The sequence below is a fragment of the Micromonospora sp. WMMA1923 genome (genome assembly GCF_049179195.1).
GTDB classification, from domain to species: Bacteria; Actinomycetota; Actinomycetes; order Mycobacteriales; family Micromonosporaceae; genus Micromonospora; species Micromonospora yangpuensis.
This window is the reverse complement of sequence record NZ_JBMHLZ010000001.1, coordinates 3,308,028-3,324,996: the sequence shown is the minus strand read 5'-3', so window position 1 is coordinate 3,324,996 and position 16,969 is coordinate 3,308,028. Positions and strand designations below refer to the sequence as shown.

Genomic DNA, 16,969 nt, shown 5'->3' with positions numbered 1-16,969 from the left:
CTGTCAGATTGCGGACAATCGCTGCCCTCGCATCCAAGCCAGTGTCCTCATTGGATTTGATGTAGGCGCCAGTACCGGTGACGATCCGGTGCTGGACAGTCTGCTGTTGCGGTTGCACACCGAGACGGCGTGCCGGCGGGGTGGGGCGCTGGCGTTGCGTCCGGTCGGCCTGGGCCCTGACCAGTGGTGGGGGAGACCATGAGTCGGTTTACCACCACTGATCGTGCGGTCATATCCTCCGAGGCTGTCGCCGTGTTGGCGGTGGTCCAGACCGGGGTCGGCAACTGTCGTGACGCGGCGGTAGCCGCCGTCGCCCTGGTCGGTGAGGTGCAGCAGGTCGTCGCCGCAGTGCTTCAGGGTGGGCAGCCCGGGCCACTGCTGCAGTCGTTGGAGAGCATCAAGCAGGTTCTGGTCGTGGTGGTCCAGCGAATCGACAGCATTCGGCAGTACGTCGAAGCAGCGGTCGCCGAAGCACGGCAGCTCGGATCCTCGGGAAAACTCCTGGGGCTGGCGGCCACGCACCGACCAGCCCGGTCCCGCCTGACACCAGCGCCCCGACCCGCCACGCCCCCAGCCTCGACGGTGGCATCTCCGATGTGCGCGGCATTCCATGGACCCGTCCACCGACCGGTGTCGTCGGCGGATCACCGACCGGCCCGCGAACCCGAATTCCACCCCGGGAGGACGCAAGAGTCCAGCGGGCACTGGAGTTGGAGAACGCCTGCGCCGACACGACCGCCGCACACGGCTACCGGGTTCATCAGAACCCGACCAGGCGGGAGATCGCCGAGGCGCGGCAGAGCACCGGCGACATCGGTAAGCCGGACAAGGACCCGGACTACCTGATCGAGGGCCATGTCTTCGACTGCTACTCACCGACGCCCGCCAAGGCCGTACGGGGCGTCTGGACGGAGGTGTCGGGGAAGGTGGCCAACCAACAGACCCAGCGTGTGGTGTTGAACCTGCACGACTGGCGTGGCGACCTCGCAGCCCTTCAGAGGCAGTTCGACGATTGGCCGATTCCGCAGCTCAAGGAACTCACGGCGGTGACCCGCAAGGGTGAGATCATTCAGATCGTCCGGCGAGGCTGAGAGGACGGCGCGCGCATGGCTATCGAGTATCGATTGACGCTGGCACGAGACATCCCGCTGGAACAGGTGGCCGCGCTCGTCGCCCCTGCGGGCGTCGAGGAGTCGAACCTGCCGGGCTACCCCCGGCTCCTCAGCGCGGACCTCCAGGACACCTCCGGCTACACGATCAGCATCCTCGCAGGCCGCAACGGCTACTTCGACGCCGAGAACGACGACGGATCCCACTGGGAGTGGGAACCCGACCAGTACGTCAACATCACCTTTCACATGCCGCAGAACGACCCCTCCGGCCGATCCACACCCGACATGGTCAAGGCGGTAGCCCGCATACTCACCCAAGAGCCAGGAGACGCCGCGCTCGTTCTGAACGGCAACTGGCTACTGCTCACCCGAGTCGCCAGAGCCCTACACAAGCACCAACCCTCGTGGTGGGACAACTACGGCGTCAACAACCTTTTCCCATGACCCCACCCCCCACGTTTTTGGATGACGCCGACGTGCTCACCGTGGATGGCCGTTGGCCGCCCCTCGAACCCGATGCCGAAGACGCCCTTCGTGGCCCGACCGGCGACAGCGGCGGGCCTGCCAGTACAAGCCTGCCCGAACACGTGGCCGCGAACTCAGCTGATGGCGCTGGGGCGATCCCGTAGCCGTACGTCTTCCCGGTTTTGCAGGTAGCTCTGGTGGGAGACCTCGACGAGGGTCGCCGTGTCGTGGAACTGCGGCAGGGTGGTGGAGCCGCAGCTGATCATCGTTGAGGTGATCTTGGTGAGGGTGACGGAGACGTTGTCGTAGAGGCTGCCGGCGTAGGGGACGTATCCGTCGACGCCTTCCTCGAAGACGAGGGCCTTGCCCTGCCCGTAGCGGGCGGCGTTGCGGGCGCGCTGGCTGCCTTCGCCCCAGTACTCCTTGAAGAGCTGCCCGTCGACTTTCACCAGGGGGGACGGGCTTTCGTCGTATCGGGCGAAGTAGCGCCCGAGCATGAGGAAGTCGGCACCGAAGGCCAGGGCGATGGCCATGTGGGAGTCGTGCAGGACCCCGCCGTCGGAGCAGAGCGGCACGTACTGGCCGGTCTCGCGCGCGTAGGCGTCGCGTTCGCGGACGACGTCGGCCAGGGCGGACGCCTGCCCGCGACCGATGCCCTTCTGGTCGCGGGTGATGCAGATCGAGCCGCCGCCGATGCCGACCTTGACGAAGTCGGCGCCGGCCTCGGCGAGGTAGCGGAAACCGCGTCCGTCGACGACGTTGCCGGCCCCGATGCGGACCGTGTCGCCGTACTGTTCACGGACGAACTGGAGCACGCTGCGCTGCCAGGTCGAGTAGCCGTCGGAGGAGTCCAGACACAGGACGTCGGCCCCGGCGGCGACCAGGGCCGGGATCCGCTCACGGTAGTCGTGGGTGTTGACCCCGGCACCGACCATGAACCGCTTGTCCTGGTCGATGCTCTCCTTGCGGAACTGCTTGTGGAGTTCGTAGTCGCGGCGGAGCACGATCGAGGTGAGCCGACCGTCCTCGTCGACGATCGGCAGGACGTCCTGGCGGGCGTCCCAGATCAGGGTGTTCGCCTCGGACAGCGAGATGCCGGTGGGTGCGGTGGCCAGTCCCGCAGCGGGGCGCATCCGGGTCTCGACGCTGTCACCGAGGTCGTGGCGGTGAACGTTGAAGTCGCTGGTGGAGATCAGACCGAGGAACATGCCGCCGGGGCTTCCGTCGTCGGTCACGACCGCGACATCGCGTTCGGCGGCGGCCAGCAGGTCACCGACCTCACCGAGGGTCGCGGACGGTTTGATGTTGATGTCGCTGTGCCGGAAGCCGGCCTTGTGTCGCTTGACCGCGGCCACCATCTCGGCCTGCTCGGCAATCGGCTGGTTCTGGTGGATGAACGCCAGCCCTCCGCACTGCGCCAGGGCGATGGCGAGCCGGGGTGAGGACACCGCCCCCATGATCGCACTGACCATCGGCACGGCGATCCGCAGCGCCGAGGGTTCCCCGACCTGGTGTCGCACCACGGGGGCGGACAGATCCACCCGGTCCGGCGTGCACTCCTCGTCGGTGAGGTTGGGCAGGAGCAGGTATTCACCGAAGGTGCGGGAGATCTCGGGCAGGATCCGCACTGCTTTACTCCTTGAAGAACTGGATGCCGCACAGCGTGGGCGATCGGAAGACGCTATCAGGCAAGTGCGTCTTACCCGAAAACGCCCGGGCGGGGGCGAACAGGTGACGGGGCACGACCGAGAAGGCAGCAGCAACGGCCGCCGATGAGATCGTGTCCCCGCGCAACTCGGAGACCATCGCTGCCCGCAGTGCCGAGGTGCCCTTCTCGTTCATCGTGGTCATAAGGTCAACACCCTGCCTGCCTGGTCGGTCGTCGCTACCGGTCGGAACACGGTGCCCAGGTCGCCAGTGGTAGACGAGGAAAGACTGGGTGGGGGCTCTCGCCGGTGAGAACGGGCCGGAGTGCCGACCTACGGTCCGACTTGACCATGAGGCTGCCGGAAGGCCATCGGCGACACGCCATCGATGGAGAATCCTGTGAGCGGGGATGCTGGAGGGGTGGTAGTCCGACCATAGGTCTGTCCAGTACTGCAGATGCTTCGACGCTTCGGTCGTAACTGCGCCGCATGAAGCGGACGGTGATGACTCGATGATGCGGGTCGGCGATGTTCGCCGGATATCGGTGAGGCCGCCCGCCTGTCGTTGGGTAGCCTGCTGTTCGTGGCCAACTCGAGTCTCCGCGTTCGTTTCGCACCCTCTCCGACGGGCATGTTCCACGTGGGCAACGCCCGCTCTGTCCTGTTCAACTGGGTGCTGGCCCGACAGTCGGGCGGAACGATGGTGCTACGGATCGAGGACACGGACGCGGCGCGGAGCCGCCCGGAGTGGGTCCAGGGCATCCTCGACGCGATGGAGTGGCTTGGCATCGGCCCGAGCGAGTACGAGGGTCCGTTGTTCCAGTCCGACTACGCCCCGCACCACCGGGAGGCCGTCGATCGGCTCCTTTCCGCAGGGCGTGCCTACTACTGCGACTGCGCCCGGGAGCAGGTCGTCGCGCGTACGGGCAGCGAGCACAAGGGCTACGACGGTTTCTGCCGCGACCGCGGCCTGTCCGCCGGGGAAGGCCGCGCTCTGCGTTTCCGTACGCCGGACGACGGTTCGACGGTGGTCGTCGACCTGGTGCGCGGTAAGCCGACCTTCGACAACGCCTTGGTCGAGGACTTCGTGATCGCCCGGGGTGACGGGTCCCCGGTGTTCCTGCTGGCGAACGTCGTCGATGACATGGTCATGGGGATCACCCATGTGATCCGGGCCGAGGAACATCTGCCGAACGCGCCGAAACAGCAACTGCTGTGGGAAGCGCTGGGCGCTGAGCCGCCGGTGTGGGTGCACGCGCCGATCCTGGTCAACGAGAAGCGGCAGAAGCTGTCCAAGCGTCGCGACCGCGTGGCCCTGGAAGACTTCCGCGCCGAGGGTTACCTCGCCGAGGCGATGCGGAACTACCTGATGCTGCTCGGGTGGGCGCCGTCCGGCGACCGGGAGATCCTGCCCTGGGACGACATCGTGGCGGAGTTCCGGCTGGAGGATGTCAACCCGTCGCCGGCGTTCTTCGACGTGAAGAAGCTCCGCGCGTTCAACGGGGACTACATCCGGGCGCTGTCGGTGGAGGCGTTCATCGAAGCGTGCCAGCCGTGGTTGACTGGCGGGACCGCGCCGTGGCGGCCGGAGGCGTACGACGCGAAGGTGTTCGCTGCGGTTGCCGAACTGGCGCAGACCCGGATCGCGGTGCTCTCCGAGATCGTGCCGATGGTCGACTTCCTGTTCCTCGACGAGCCGGTCACCGACGAGGCAGCCTGGGCGAAGGCCATGAAGGCCGATGCCCCGGAGCTGCTGGCCGCAGTGGTCGAGGCGTATGAGACATGCGAGTGGCGGGCCGGGGCGCTGAAGTCGACGCTGGAGGCGATCGGCGCCGAGCGGGGGCTCAAGCTCGGTAAGGCCCAGGCTCCGGTACGGGTCGCGGTGACCGGCCGCACGGTCGGGCTGCCGCTGTTCGAGTCGATCGAGATGCTCGGACGTGAGCGAACCGTGGCTCGCCTGCGAGCCGCCCTAGACCGCCTGAGCTGACCTCTTCGCGACCGGCGGATCGATTCCGCCGGTCAACCTGGTCGTCGATCGATCCGCTCCCCGAGCATTTCCCGGCAGATCCGCCTCCGGCGTGAGGCGGATCGGAGCGAGATTGGCGTACCCCGATGGATCTTGAAAAGCTGCTGGCCGACCGGCTGGCGCAGGCGTTCTCAGCCGTGGCCGGCATGCCGGTCGACCCGGTCGTGCGGCGCTCGCAGCACACCGACTACCAGTCCGACGCCGCCCTGGGCCTGGCGCGTCGGCTCGGCCGCCCGCCCCGGGACATCGCCACCGAGGTCCTCGGCCGGGTGGAGTTGGCGGACCTCTGTTCAGCCGTGGAGGTGTCCGGCCCGGGGTTCATCAACCTGACGGTCGCCGACCCGGCTCTCGGCGCCCTGCTGTCGAGGATGGCCACGGGCCCCCGGCTCGGCATCGCGGTGAGCGCCGAGCCCCAGACGGTGGTCGTCGACTACTCGGCACCGAACGTCGCCAAGGAGATGCACGTTGGGCACCTTCGGTCGACCGTCATCGGCGACGCCGCCGTCCGGTTGCTGGAGTGGCTCGGGCATCGGGTGATCAAGGCCAACCACCTGGGCGACTGGGGTACCCCCTTCGGGATGCTCATCGAGCACCTGCTCGACTTGGGCGAGTCTGAGGCCGTCCACGAGCTGTCCGTCGGTGACCTGGACTCGTTCTACAAGGCTGCCAGGGCGAAGTTCGACGTCGACGACGCGTTCAAGGAGCGGGCCAGGCGGCGGGTGGTCGCCCTGCAGGGCGGCGACGAGTTGACCCTGCGGTTGTGGCAACTGCTGGTCGTCGAGTCGGAGAAGTACTTCTTGACCGTCTACGAGCAGCTCGGTGTCCTGCTCACCGAGAAGGACTTCCACGGCGAGAGCTACTACAACGACATGCTCGCCCCGGTGACCGAGGAACTGGACCGGCTCGGGTTGCTGCGGGACAGCGGTGACGCCGCCTGCGTCTTCCCGGAGGGCTTCACCGGCCGCGACGGGCAGCCGTTGCCTGTCATCGTGCGCAAGCGGGACGGTGGATACGGCTACGCGGCCACCGACCTCGCGGCGATCCGGCACCGGACCCGGGACCTCGGCGCGACCCGGCTGCTCTACGTGGTGGGTCTGCCGCAACGTCAGCACTTCGAGATGGTGTACGCGGTTGCCCGGCAGGCCGGCTGGCTGAGCCCACCCGCGCGGGCCGAGCACATCGGCTTCGGCTCGATCCTCGGCTCGGACGGCAAGATGCTACGCAGCCGGGCCGGCGGCTCGATCAAGCTCGTCGGACTGCTCGACGAGGCCGTGGCCAGGGCCGCCGAACTGGCCCGGCAGAAGAACCCCGACCTGTCCGAGGCGGCCGTCGCCGACGTCGCCCGCGCGGTCGGCATCGGTGCCATCAAGTACGCCGACCTGTCCACCGACCGGATCAAGGACTACGTCTTCGACTGGCAGCGGATGCTCTCCCTTGATGGCAACACCGCTCCGTACCTCCAGTACGCCCACGCCCGGATCCGGTCTATCTTCCGCCGCGCCGGGATCGGGCAGTTCACTGCGGCATCGATCTTGATCACGCATCCGGCCGAGCACGCCCTCGCCCTTGAGCTGGTCAACTTCGGCACCGTCGTCACCGGCGTCGAGCAGACCCTGGAGTTCCATCGGCTCGCCGGATACCTGCATACCCTCGCGGCCACCTTCAGCGGCTTCTACGAGCACTGTCCGGTCCTGCGCGCCGCCGACGAGGTACGCGACAGCCGGCTGGCCCTGTGCGACCTCACCGCCCGGGTCTTGCACCAAGGCCTGTACGTGCTGGGCATCGCCACCCCGGACCGTATGTAGCCGATCGTCGGCTGGACCACGTGTGCTCGGCGGACCGCAGGTCTACTCCCGAGCCCACTCCGCACTGAGGCGTGCTTCCGGCAGACAGATGCGGGACCGGGTGCCAAATGGCGGTGCGAGGTGGCCGAAGTTGGTACCGAGGGTCTCGTCGCTGAGCCGGAAGGCCTCGGGTGCCCATGGTCCGACCCGGCCACCGCGGGGGAGCCGGGCGGTGGCAAGGGTCGTGGTCAGCAGCCAACCGCGTGGGGACGGGAGGATGACGAGGTTTCCGTCTCCGTCATTGCTTGCGGCGGGGACCAGTTGGTCGCCGTCCCAGCGAACCCACGCCTTCCGAGAGGCCCTCTCGTCTGCAGACGAGGCCGCGCCGAAGATCGTGCATGTCCTGCCGATGGAGAACATGTCCTCCGCGAGTTGCGCGACCGCGCCGGTGTCGGGTTCGTTTCCTTCTCGCGCGAGCAGGTTGACCGCGTGCAGCAGGACCCGGCGGTCCGACGGTGCCGCTTCCATGGCGGAGGTGAGCCGAGCGTTCAAGTCGGTGGGCTGAAACCCCGTGCGGGTGAGGATGCCGTCGACGGAGAAGCCACCGCGGTAGCCGAGGCGGTCGCGCAGACCAACTCCGATCCGCTCGGTCTCGGTGACGAGGGCGGCCGTGTCGCCGAGCATCGGGACGGCGCCGGCGCACAGGAAGGTCCCCTGCTCGGGGCGGGGAAGCGTCACGAGTTCCATGGGCGGAAACGGGATGATCCTGGTGGCGAGGGCCATCCCGTGCAGGCGTACCGGGATTCCTTCGAGGAGTGGCATCAGCCGGACGCGCCAGGTTCCGGGTTCGGTGGCGGGGATGGTCGTCGGTGGTGGGCCGTCACGCCACCACCAGATGCCGTCGCCGCCGGCCGACGGTGCGGCACCCCTGGGCTGGCAGGAGCAGACGACTCCGGTGCCCTGGTCGACAATCGCCCCGAGCATCGCGAGGTCAACGGTGCCATCGATCGGGGTTCCGTTCGCCCGGCTGCGCACCGAGCGGGGGGCGGCATCTGTTGACGGTCAAGACGCCGGTGGTCAATGAGTTGTCGTGTGTCGAGCATGAGACCGAGGTGGCGGATCGGCAGCAGATGGACGCCGCGCTCCGGCAGATGGGCTTTTATCCGACGGTACGTATCCGCAAGTTCCGCCGTACGGCGGTGCTCGGGCCGATGTCGTTGTGCCTCGACGAGGTGGACGGCCTCGGGGCGTTCCTGGAGATCGAGCAGATCGTCGCCGCCGGTGAGCAGGGCGGGCGGGTCCAGGCCGACCTCGACCGGTTCGCCGCCACGCTGGGCGTGTCCCTGGAACGCATCACCGACACCTACGACTCACTGATCAGGGCGGCCCAGGCCGGGGTGTAGTCAACGGTTCGCCGGCTACAGCAGCGGAGGGTCGGGGCGTGCGCCGAACATGCGGACCTTGAGTTGGAGATCGATGTCGACCGCCGTGTTGTCGACGGGGCCCTGTCGACAGAATTCTGCAGGTGGCGCCCATCTGCGACCCGAGCCGGAGCGAGCCGAGTCATTCGTGATCACGGATTCGGGCGTGCAGGTGCATGTCGTGGCGGCCGTCGGAGTGGATGGCGTCGCTGCGTTTGGTGCCCTCCAGGAGGAATCCGGCGTTGACGGCGACCCGGCAGGAGGCATGGTTGCGGGTGGAGTGGTCCAGGTGCAGGCGATGGAAGCCGGCTTTGCCGAGTGCTCAGATGCTCAGGGCCGTCAGCGCCCGGCAGGCCACGCCTGCCCCACGGGCGGCTGGGAGGACCCAGTACGCGCACCCCGCGACGCCGTCATCGAGGTTCATGCTGCCCAAGGCGATGCGCCCCAGTGCCTTCCCACCGTCGTGCGTCACCGCCCAGCTTGCGCCCGTCTCCTGTCCCAGGCCTGGCGGTACCGTTCGAACCACTCACGGGCCTGGTCCTCGGAGGCGGGTTGACGGGTGTGCCAGTGCTAAATCTCAGGGTCCTGGTACGCGGCGAAGAAGACCGACGCGTCGGAAGCCTCCCACGGCCGCAGGACCAAGCCACCCGGGGCGAACAGCAACGGTTGCGGATCTGCGGCAAGGGCACCGGCGGGAATGGCCGGTGGCGTCGACAGGAAGGACCGCACGCGTTCATCCTCTCCTGACGACGATGACCTGCCAACTCCCAAGGCCTGGACCGTCCCGCCCGCAACGGCAGCCGAACTGTCCTCGTCCCTGACAGCGGTCATGCCCGAACGGATCACGCCGGGCCCGCAAGGTCGAACGGGCGTGTGGAGGCCGGGGTAACACCATCACAATTTCCCTGTTCGACTCAGTGAGGGAACTGCTCGCGCTTGTGCAGCATTTTCGTTGTCAAGTCAATGTCGGAGCGTGCGCTGCGGACTTGCCGACAGCCGGGGCGACTTGCTCGAATTTGCTGCAAGAGCCGTAGCGAAGTCGGTCGTCGCAGAACACCAAGAGTTGGACCCGCATCGGAAAAGTGCTTCGCCTCGCGATTCAACAGAGCTGCCGACTCGCAAGGATTCAAGGAGGAGCTTGTGACCGTCACCGTGGACAGGCCGACAACGATCGGCAGCGCACTGTCGGACACTGCCGCATCGAACCCGGCACCCAGTGCCGCCGACCCCCGAACTCTCGTCTCGGCCGAGGTGTTCGACAAGATCACCCGTTACTTCGCCGCCAGGCAGGAGGTCACTCACCTCTACGCCGAACGGGCAGTCGGGCAGTTCCTCGTCTTCCTCAAGGCCTATGCCGACGCGCAGCACAAGCCCGACTTCGGATTGCTGCTGCCGTCCGGCGAGTCGTACCGCGTCGTCCCGACCCGCCCGGTCGACGCTGTCTGGCATGCCGCGCTCCAGATCAGCGAGCCGTACGCCGCCGTCTGCGAGGAGATCGCGGGCCACTTCGTGCATCACCGGCCGATCCTGACCGAGGCCATGCGGGACGGCACCGCCATCGTCTACACGCTGGCCGCGTTGCAGGCCACCGGTTTCCAACTCGACATGGAATTCTGGGGTGGTGAGGCCGAGTCGTGCTGTCCGCCGAACCCGCCTCAGCCGGGCATGATCTGACGAAGGAGTGATCGGTGCGCCGTGACTGGACCATTCTGCCGGAGGACGTCACCACCGCGATCGCCGAGCGTCTCGGCGGAGTGATCGACGTGGTGCCGGCCTGCCACGGTGATCACGCGGAGATCGCTGCGTCCGTCGTGGGGCGAGGTGGTCGGCTCTTCGTCAAGGCAGCTTCCACCGACGTGGGCATCCGGTCACTGCGCTACGAGCTGTCGGCGACGAGGGCTGTCGGCGGGTTTGCGCCTGCGGTGAGATGGAGTTTCGAGTCTGCCGGTTGGCTGGTGGTGGGGACCGATCACCTCGAGGGTCCCCACCCCGATCTGTCCCCCGACAGTCCGGACCTGGAACTACTCGCCGTCGGGTTGAAGGTGCTGCAGGACACTCCAGCGCCGGAGGGCACCTGGTACGACCCGGCCGCCCGGTGCGGGTTCGAGTTGCCGGCGATGGCCGGGGACATGCTCGTGCATTCCGATCTGAATCCCACCAACCTGATCGTCACCGCCGGCGGCCTGCGGATCGTGGACTGGGCGTACACGACCAAGGCGGCGTCGTGGGTGGAACTCGCGCTCCTCGTTCCATGGCTGATCGGCAGCGGCCACACTCCGCAGCAGGCGGAGGACTGGTTGGCAAGGTTCTCCGCTTGGCCGGCGGCCGGCACCGAGGTCCTGGACGGCTTCGCGGTGAGGAACGCCTCGAAGTGGTCCATCAGGTCGAAGCGAAGCACCGAGCCATGGATACACGATCTTGCGACCTGGAGTAGCCGATGGGCGGCCCACCGGGCACGACAACCGTGAGACTGGAGCCCCGTTCCTGACGGACCGGGAGCCAAGGTCAGAAGGATTCCTTCTCGGGCCGGTCGAGATCCCAGCGGATGTGGCAGGGCCCCGAGATATCTACCGACGGCAACCGGCAATGTCGGCAGAAGCCGACAAGATTCCGACACTTCGATCCGCAGGGTCGTCACGACGCCGGGAGGAACGGCGTGATGCCGCTTGATCTGGTCGTCCTCGGCGGTGACGAGGGTTGGATGCTGTCGTGCACGGCGGGCGGGCGAACCGACACGTGCTCGGATACATGATGAAACGACTAGAATCGGGACCCACCGTTGCCTGTTCGCGAGCACAGGATGATGGAGCCGACGATGGCCGACAGCGACGAGATCACCGCCGCCCGCTACGCGCTCGGCCGGCAACTCGCGGGACTGCGCCGGAGCGCCGGACACACCCAGCATGCCCTGGCTCGGCTCATTCAGTACGGCCGCAGTTCCATCGCCAACACCGAGACCGGGCACCAGTGGCCCGACCGAACGTTTTGGACGCGCTGCGACGAGGTCCTGCACACCGACGGGGCTCTCGCCCGGGACTATGACCAGATCGCCGCGCTCGCCCGTCAGCAACGGCAGGTATCGGCCGTGCGTCCCCGTCCCATCGTCACACCAAAGAGTCTGGGGCTGTGGGAACCCGAGGACACCATCGATGCCCGTCGGGCGGCGCTGAGGTTCTGCAGCGGTGATGACGCCCGACTGACCTACCTCGAACACGAGGTCGAACGGGCGATTGCCGACAATGAGCGCCTCACCCCCACCGTGCTCCTGGCGCGGGTGCGCCCTCTGCGCGGTTACGTCGATCAGCTCATGGCTGGCCGGCAACACCCACCACAACGAACCCGGCTCTATCTCACCGCCGTCCACCTGTCCGGGCTTGTAGCCGCTCTCGCGCTGGATCTCGGCGCGTTCCGCATCGCCCATTCCTATGCCGCCGAGGCGTACGACCTCGCCGACGCCGCGCAAATACCCGACGCGCGCGCGTGGGCACGCGCCACGCAGAGCCTGGTCGCCTTCTACTCCGGTGACTACCACGATTCACTGGCCTACGCGCAGGACGGGCTGCGTCATGCCGGCACCGGCCCCCACCGGACCCGGCTGGCCATCAACGGGGAAGCACGGGCACTAGCCCGGCTCGGTGACCACCGAGGCGTCGACCGAGCGGTTGACCATGCCTTCTCGACGCTGTCGAACCAGCCTTCGGACGGTGTGGTGAGCACCAGTCTGGCCGTCGGCCCATACTGCCAAGCCCGCACCGCGGCGAACGCCGCCACCGCGTACCTCATCCTCGGCCGCGAAGCGGATGTCACACCCCACCTCACCACAGCCATCGACGCGTTCGACGCAGCTGGCTTACGGGGACCACAGGCACTGAGCCGCCTCGACCTGGCCACCGCACACCTGAAAGGCACCGACCCCGACTATGAACGCGCCGCCGCACTGGCGATCGACGCACTCGCCATCACCGACGACCAACGCTACGAATCCGTGAGTCAACGGGCCCGGCAGTTCTTGGCCACCGCCCGCGCCTTCAAACGGCCCGAACTGCGTCAAGTCGCGGATATCCTGGCAAGCCGCAGACACCAGGGCACCTCGACCCCGCCGGCCCTACGATCGCCGACATGACCAGCCGCGAACACGCCAGCCTCCAGCAGCGCTGGAGCGACTACCAGCGTCTGTCGACGCTCACCGAACACTGGTACTGGCGACCGGGTTGGCAGGAGGGCCGACAGTTCTACACCTGGCATCTGACCTTCGAGTATCAGCCACTGCTCCACGAACTTGTCACCCACCTGCAGAGCCAACTGGTGATGCCCGGCCTCGACCCGGTGCCCCTCGATGCCCTCCACCTGACCATGCAGGGAGTCGGCTTCACCGATCACGTCACGGACAGCGATCTGGACCGCATCGTCGAACACGCACGAACCCGATGCGCCGACCTTCCAGCCCCGGAACTGACGCTCGGACCTGTCGACCCCGACGCCGAGGGCATCGGCCTCCTGGTCCAACCATGGGACCAGGTCGAGAGGCTTCGCACTGCGATCCGCGAGGCCATCGGAACGGTCTGGGACACCGTCCCCGAAGCTGCCCAAGGTTTCCGGCCTCACGTCACCATCGCCTACAGCGGCTCGTCGACCGCCGCCGCTCCCATCAGGGATCGCCTCACCGAGCTACGGCACATCCCGGGCGTCACCGTACGGATCCGTGAGGCCTCCCTGATCGCCCTGCGCCGCGAGGACCACACCTACCGGTGGACGACGATCGCCACGGCCTCGATCGGCGGCACCAATCCTTGACGGCAGTAGGCCCGTGCGGTTACGCAGGTGCCGGTTCAGCGCGTTGAGCGGCGAGGAGACAGCCTGCCACGATCGTGCCCAGGCCGATGATGGCGGTGGGAGTGAGTCGCTCGTGGAGGAACACGGTGCCGAACGCGACGGCGAAGGCGGGCGACAGGTAGAAGGCGAGTGCTGCTCGGGCGGGTCCGGTTCGGGCGATCACGGTGTAGAACAGCACGAGGGTCATGCCGGTGCAGGCGATGCCGAGGATGAGCACGGCCGCGAGCACGCGGGCGTCGGGGAGGTGGTCGGGTAGGGCCAGGGTTGCCGGTCCGATCATCGCGCTGCTGGTGACGAGCATGGCACTGGTGGCTACCCCGAGAGGTGGGGCGGCGGCGTGGCGTCGGTGGATCATGATGGCGCCGGCGGCGTAGCAGAGTGCGGCGACGAGGACGAGTGCGCCGCCGAGGAGGGCTTGCGTGCCGCCGCGGAGGTCGACGCCGAAGAGCAGGATGAGGCCGAGGAGTCCGGTGGCGATGCCGGTGACGCCCTTCCAGCCCTGGGGGCGTTCGTCTGGTGCGTATCGGTAGGCCAGGAGCGCGACGAACAGTGGTTGCGCCCCGATCAGGATGCCGGCGATGCCCGCAGGGACGTAGCGCTGTCCGTAGGTGAGCAGTACGAGGGGGATGGTCGACTGGACCAGGACGGTCTCGATGATCGCCCGGGGGTGTTTCCAGAGGTCGGGCAGTGCGTGGCGGCGGATGGCCAGTGGCACCAGGAGGAGACACGCGAGCAGGACCCGACCGAGGACAACGACGGTGGGTGCCAGGTCGCGCAACGCGACGTCGATCAGCGGGTAGACCGCTCCCCAGAGGGCGGCGAGTACGACGAGCTCGGCCCAGGCTCGTTTGCTCATCAGGGACTCGTGTAGATGGCCGTCGGCACGCCTCTAGTTAAGCAGTACCTGGCGGTAGAGGCTCTGGACGCAGTCGACATCGGTCCATGGCATCAGCTCGAGCAGCAGCTTCCGGAGGCGTTTCCGGTTGCGTTCCGATCCGGTGCGTCGGGCGAGGATGTCGGCCTGGCTGGCCACATCGCAGGCCTGTTCGAACTGGCCCATCTGCACGTATGCGACAGCGAGGTCGATCAGAGTCCCGGATCGCTCGCGGACGAAGTTCGGGGGCAGCAGCGTGAGCGCCTCGTACAGTGCCCGCGAAGCGACTTGAGGTTGACGTAGTCGCGTCAGGCATCTGCCCTTCAGGCGTGCCGCGTGGCAATCGGCGTTGTAGAAACCGAGCCACACCGGAGAGGTGTTCGTGTTGACAGCATCGAAGACCCGTTCGGACTGTGCCAGTGCGGCGAGTCCGGGCCGGGGCTGACGGAGGACGCCGTACGCCTCTCCTGCGGCCTCGTGCAGCCAGGATCGTACGGCTGCCGGGCTACCACGGGCAGCCAACTCCTGGGCGGTGTTGAGGACGCCGAGCGCGGCCTTGCCGTCTCCGGCATGAAGGTGGATGTGACCGATGACGCCGAGGCTGTAGGCGTGGAGTCCTCGGTTGTTGGCTCTTTCCGCCAGTGAGACGGCGAGTCGGCAGTAGCCTTCGGCTTGCTGGTAGCGCTGGGCGTCGATTGCGAGCCAGCCGGCCAATTGTGCGGCGTCTCCGGCGGCGTGAAGCAATCGGCGATGTGTGGTGCTGGTGGTGGTGCGGTTGCTGGCCTCCAGCATCCGTCGTAGGTGAGCAGCCACGTCTGTGGTTACCCGACCCGCACCTTCGCGATAGTCTATGAGCCGATAGGTGTCCGTCAGGGCTTCAAGGTTCTCGACGATCTGCTCGGTCACCCGGTGCGGGATCGCGCCTATGATCATGGATGTGCCGACCCCACGCTGCGGAAGCACTGACCCCGGGATGGCGGCCACCGCGAGTGGAGTCACGTTGGTGAGGCTGCTCCTATCGGTATGCGGTTCGGTTGAGTGTGTGGCCGCTGTGTCCAGATGGCTATGGTCCTCGCCGCCCAGCAGATCGCCGGCTGAGCATCGGTATAGGAACGCGAGCTTGTTCAAGGTGTCCAAGGACGGGGCCCGGCCGGCTGGACCTGGCCAGATTTCCCAGTACGAGACCTGCTTCGCGGTCTTCGGGGTGTCGGTGTCAGGCCATTGTTCGTTCCAGCGCTGTGCTACATCCGCCTGCGTCAACCCGTGAGCAAGGCGAAAGGCGACCCGCGGGTTAAAGCCGTATCGCTGTTGCCAGTGTACGGCGATTTGCCGGTAGGTCCAGCCGCTGGCCCGGAGGTCGTCAGCCTCCCGTTCGTAGCTTTGCGCGCTCCTCGCCACTTTCGCCTCCACGGCTGCTAGCTCACTGTTCTTACACATTAGTGACCGTGTCCGCCGCAACGGAAGTCAATCATGCGGGTACTCCCCGGAATCCGGGGAGTACCCATTGATCACGCACCCCGCCGACAGGGGTCGATCTTTCCGGTTATGCAGAGAAGACTTGGTTCAGCGGTGCACGCGTCGACAGTCGGGCGGGCGCAGGCGAGCTAGGCGTCGAACTTCCTCGCTGTCTGCCCTAATCCCACCGGTAGGAGACGCGCGCTGCTGACCGGTGACGCTGCGCCGGACGCCGTAAGCCATTGACCGCCCACTTGTATCCACTGGAAGGTGCACATGCGTTTGCGTTTTGCCAGTTACAACTTGCTGGACTGGACGTCGTACCCGGCGGGTGGGCGGGAGGCTGAGCGGCAGCGTCGAGTTGTCCAGACCATCAGGACGATCGATCCGGATGTGATCGCCGTGCAGGAGTTGAAGGGGGCGCCGGGGCACGTCGGTGTGGTGCTGGCGGAGTTGGCGAAGCGTACCGGTCTGACCGCCACGGTCGGCACCGTGGATGGTCGGGAGGTGCCGGCGGTTGCGGTGGGCGACAACACGGTGCACGTGGCCCTGCTCTGGCGGGAGGGTCTCGTGCCGCTACCCGACACCTTCAGGACCTTCGGCCCGGCCGTACACGACGACGGTGGCTGGCGGGGTGCGGGTTATGGGTCCCTGTTCCGGTTGGCTTTCCAGGTGCAGGGTCGTCCGATCTTGTTTGCGTCGTATCACGCGCCGGCGTTCGGTCGGCATCGGCGGATCGATCAGGCGGAGATGGCTCTGGCTGCTGTCACCGGGCCGAATCTCGCCGCGGTGGTGGGGTCGGATTTCAACTCGGTCGGTGCGGCCAGGGTGGGTGGGGACTACTACGACCGGGATCCGTATACCGGGCAGTGGTTTCCGGAGTTGGTGCATCAGTGTCGGGAGGTCACGCATCCCGGGATGAATCATCGTGCGGATCGGCGGCCGTCTGAGGTGTGGGAGGCCGGTGGCCTGCGCGACGTGGCGGCGGCTACGGGTAGTCCGTGGCGGGCGACGACGGGGCATTGGCCGTCGTCGCCGTTCGCGGTGCGGGGTGTGCGTCGGCGGATCGACACGATCCATGCCACCGCCTCACTGTTGCCGGCGGTGAAGGGCTTCCGGGTGGTGGATGACGAGGTGACCCGTAGGGCGTCCGACCATCTGCCGGTGGTGGTCGATATCGACCTCACAGCTCTGTCGTCGTCCGCCGGGGTCGCTGCCGTCGGCCGGTGACCCGCCTCGAGAGGCGGCCAGCCCGATAGACCGGTTCGACGCCGCCCGCCTGACGCTGAGGGCCCACCGGGATACCGGCGGCTGCCCCCACTGCCAACCAGAGGGCTGCGAGCAACTGCGGTG

General features: G+C 67.3%; 15 protein-coding genes and 1 pseudogene. 11 read left to right on the top strand and 5 right to left on the bottom strand.

Translation table 11 applies throughout. The annotated features are described in order from the left end of the window. Positions 1-198 precede the first annotated feature (198 nt). The 3 genes and pseudogenes from ACN28G_RS14915 to ACN28G_RS14905 form a co-directional block, all read left to right on the top strand. Positions 199-477 (top strand): annotated as a pseudogene (locus tag ACN28G_RS14915) (DUF6244 family protein); the annotation flags it as partial. A gap of 227 nt (positions 478-704) precedes the next feature. Beyond that, positions 705-1,091 (top strand): hypothetical protein, encoded by a 387-nt coding sequence (locus ACN28G_RS14910; RefSeq protein WP_421480913.1) that lies wholly within the window; start codon positions 705-707, stop codon positions 1,089-1,091. Positions 1,092-1,106: 15 nt separating this feature from the next. Next, entirely contained in the window at positions 1,107-1,556 is a 450-nt protein-coding gene (locus tag ACN28G_RS14905; RefSeq protein WP_421479433.1) for a SitI3 family protein, read from the top strand. A gap of 155 nt (positions 1,557-1,711) precedes the next feature. On the opposite strand, the gene ACN28G_RS14900 is transcribed toward ACN28G_RS14905, so the two are convergent. Further along, complete coding sequence (locus tag ACN28G_RS14900; RefSeq protein ID WP_421479432.1) at positions 1,712-3,205, bottom strand: IMP dehydrogenase; 1,494 nt, start codon at positions 3,203-3,205, stop codon at positions 1,712-1,714. Positions 3,206-3,209: 4 nt separating this feature from the next. Next, positions 3,210-3,428: a hypothetical protein gene (locus tag ACN28G_RS14895; protein WP_421479431.1), complete on the bottom strand. Its 219-nt coding sequence runs from the start codon at positions 3,426-3,428 to the stop codon at positions 3,210-3,212. A gap of 378 nt (positions 3,429-3,806) precedes the next feature. Here ACN28G_RS14895 and gltX point away from each other — a divergent pair, with 378 nt between their 5' ends. Together gltX and argS are read left to right on the top strand one after the other, a co-directional pair. Then, complete coding sequence (gene gltX, locus ACN28G_RS14890; RefSeq protein ID WP_421480912.1) at positions 3,807-5,210, top strand: glutamate--tRNA ligase; 1,404 nt, start codon at positions 3,807-3,809, stop codon at positions 5,208-5,210. A 125-nt stretch (positions 5,211-5,335) separates the two neighbouring features. Then, on the top strand, positions 5,336-7,054 hold the full coding sequence (gene argS / locus ACN28G_RS14885; RefSeq protein ID WP_421479430.1) for an arginine--tRNA ligase: 1,719 nt from the start codon (positions 5,336-5,338) through the stop codon (positions 7,052-7,054). Between the two features lie 42 nt (positions 7,055-7,096). Here argS and ACN28G_RS14880 read toward each other — a convergent pair whose 3' ends face one another. After that, entirely contained in the window at positions 7,097-8,068 is a 972-nt protein-coding gene (locus ACN28G_RS14880) for a hypothetical protein (RefSeq protein WP_421481004.1), read from the bottom strand. Here ACN28G_RS14880 and ACN28G_RS14875 point away from each other — a divergent pair. The 5 genes from ACN28G_RS14875 to ACN28G_RS14855 all read left to right on the top strand — a co-directional run bounded on the left by ACN28G_RS14875 (position 7,951) and on the right by ACN28G_RS14855 (position 13,248). Then, positions 7,951-8,436, top strand: a complete 486-nt coding sequence (locus ACN28G_RS14875) for a class IV adenylate cyclase (RefSeq protein WP_421480911.1) — start codon at positions 7,951-7,953, stop codon at positions 8,434-8,436. The two genes, ACN28G_RS14880 and ACN28G_RS14875, sit on opposite strands and share 118 nt — an antisense overlap. Before the next feature lie 1,158 nt (positions 8,437-9,594). Further along, positions 9,595-10,128 (top strand): hypothetical protein, encoded by a 534-nt coding sequence (locus ACN28G_RS14870; protein ID WP_421479429.1) that lies wholly within the window; start codon positions 9,595-9,597, stop codon positions 10,126-10,128. Between the two features lie 80 nt (positions 10,129-10,208). Further along, on the top strand, positions 10,209-10,922 hold the full coding sequence (locus ACN28G_RS14865) for a phosphotransferase (protein ID WP_421479428.1): 714 nt from the start codon (positions 10,209-10,211) through the stop codon (positions 10,920-10,922). 347 nt (positions 10,923-11,269) lie between these two features. Then, positions 11,270-12,577: a helix-turn-helix domain-containing protein gene (locus ACN28G_RS14860; RefSeq protein WP_421479427.1), complete on the top strand. Its 1,308-nt coding sequence runs from the start codon at positions 11,270-11,272 to the stop codon at positions 12,575-12,577. Beyond that, the gene (locus ACN28G_RS14855) at positions 12,574-13,248 is read left to right on the top strand and encodes a 2'-5' RNA ligase family protein (protein ID WP_421479426.1); all 675 of its coding nucleotides are present in this window, start codon (positions 12,574-12,576) and stop codon (positions 13,246-13,248) included. Before ACN28G_RS14860 ends, ACN28G_RS14855 begins: the two co-directional genes overlap by 4 nt. Positions 13,249-13,267: 19 nt before the next feature. Here the strand turns inward: ACN28G_RS14855 and ACN28G_RS14850 are convergent, their stop codons facing one another. Together ACN28G_RS14850 and ACN28G_RS14845 are read right to left on the bottom strand one after the other, a co-directional pair. Continuing rightward, entirely contained in the window at positions 13,268-14,143 is an 876-nt protein-coding gene (locus tag ACN28G_RS14850; protein ID WP_421479425.1) for a DMT family transporter, read from the bottom strand. A gap of 33 nt (positions 14,144-14,176) precedes the next feature. Next, complete coding sequence (locus ACN28G_RS14845) at positions 14,177-15,571, bottom strand: hypothetical protein (RefSeq protein WP_421479424.1); 1,395 nt, start codon at positions 15,569-15,571, stop codon at positions 14,177-14,179. Between the two features lie 321 nt (positions 15,572-15,892). On the opposite strand from ACN28G_RS14845, the gene ACN28G_RS14840 reads away from it, so the two are divergent. Next, the gene (locus ACN28G_RS14840) at positions 15,893-16,846 is read left to right on the top strand and encodes a hypothetical protein (RefSeq protein WP_421479423.1); all 954 of its coding nucleotides are present in this window, start codon (positions 15,893-15,895) and stop codon (positions 16,844-16,846) included. Positions 16,847-16,969: the final 123 nt, after the last annotated feature.

Bases quoted from the DNA above. Each gene is read 5' to 3' on its own strand.
- ACN28G_RS14905 (WP_421479433.1), top strand. From the start codon at position 1,107: ATGGCTATCGAGTATCGATTGACGCTGGCACGAGACATCCCGCTGGAA.
- ACN28G_RS14895 (WP_421479431.1), bottom strand. From the start codon at position 3,428: ATGACCACGATGAACGAGAAGGGCACCTCGGCACTGCGGGCAGCGATG.
- argS (WP_421479430.1), top strand. From the start codon at position 5,336: ATGGATCTTGAAAAGCTGCTGGCCGACCGGCTGGCGCAGGCGTTCTCA.
- ACN28G_RS14860 (WP_421479427.1), top strand. From the start codon at position 11,270: ATGGCCGACAGCGACGAGATCACCGCCGCCCGCTACGCGCTCGGCCGG.
- ACN28G_RS14855 (WP_421479426.1), top strand. From the start codon at position 12,574: ATGACCAGCCGCGAACACGCCAGCCTCCAGCAGCGCTGGAGCGACTAC.
- ACN28G_RS14850 (WP_421479425.1), bottom strand. From the start codon at position 14,143: ATGAGCAAACGAGCCTGGGCCGAGCTCGTCGTACTCGCCGCCCTCTGG.
- ACN28G_RS14840 (WP_421479423.1), top strand. From the start codon at position 15,893: ATGCGTTTGCGTTTTGCCAGTTACAACTTGCTGGACTGGACGTCGTAC.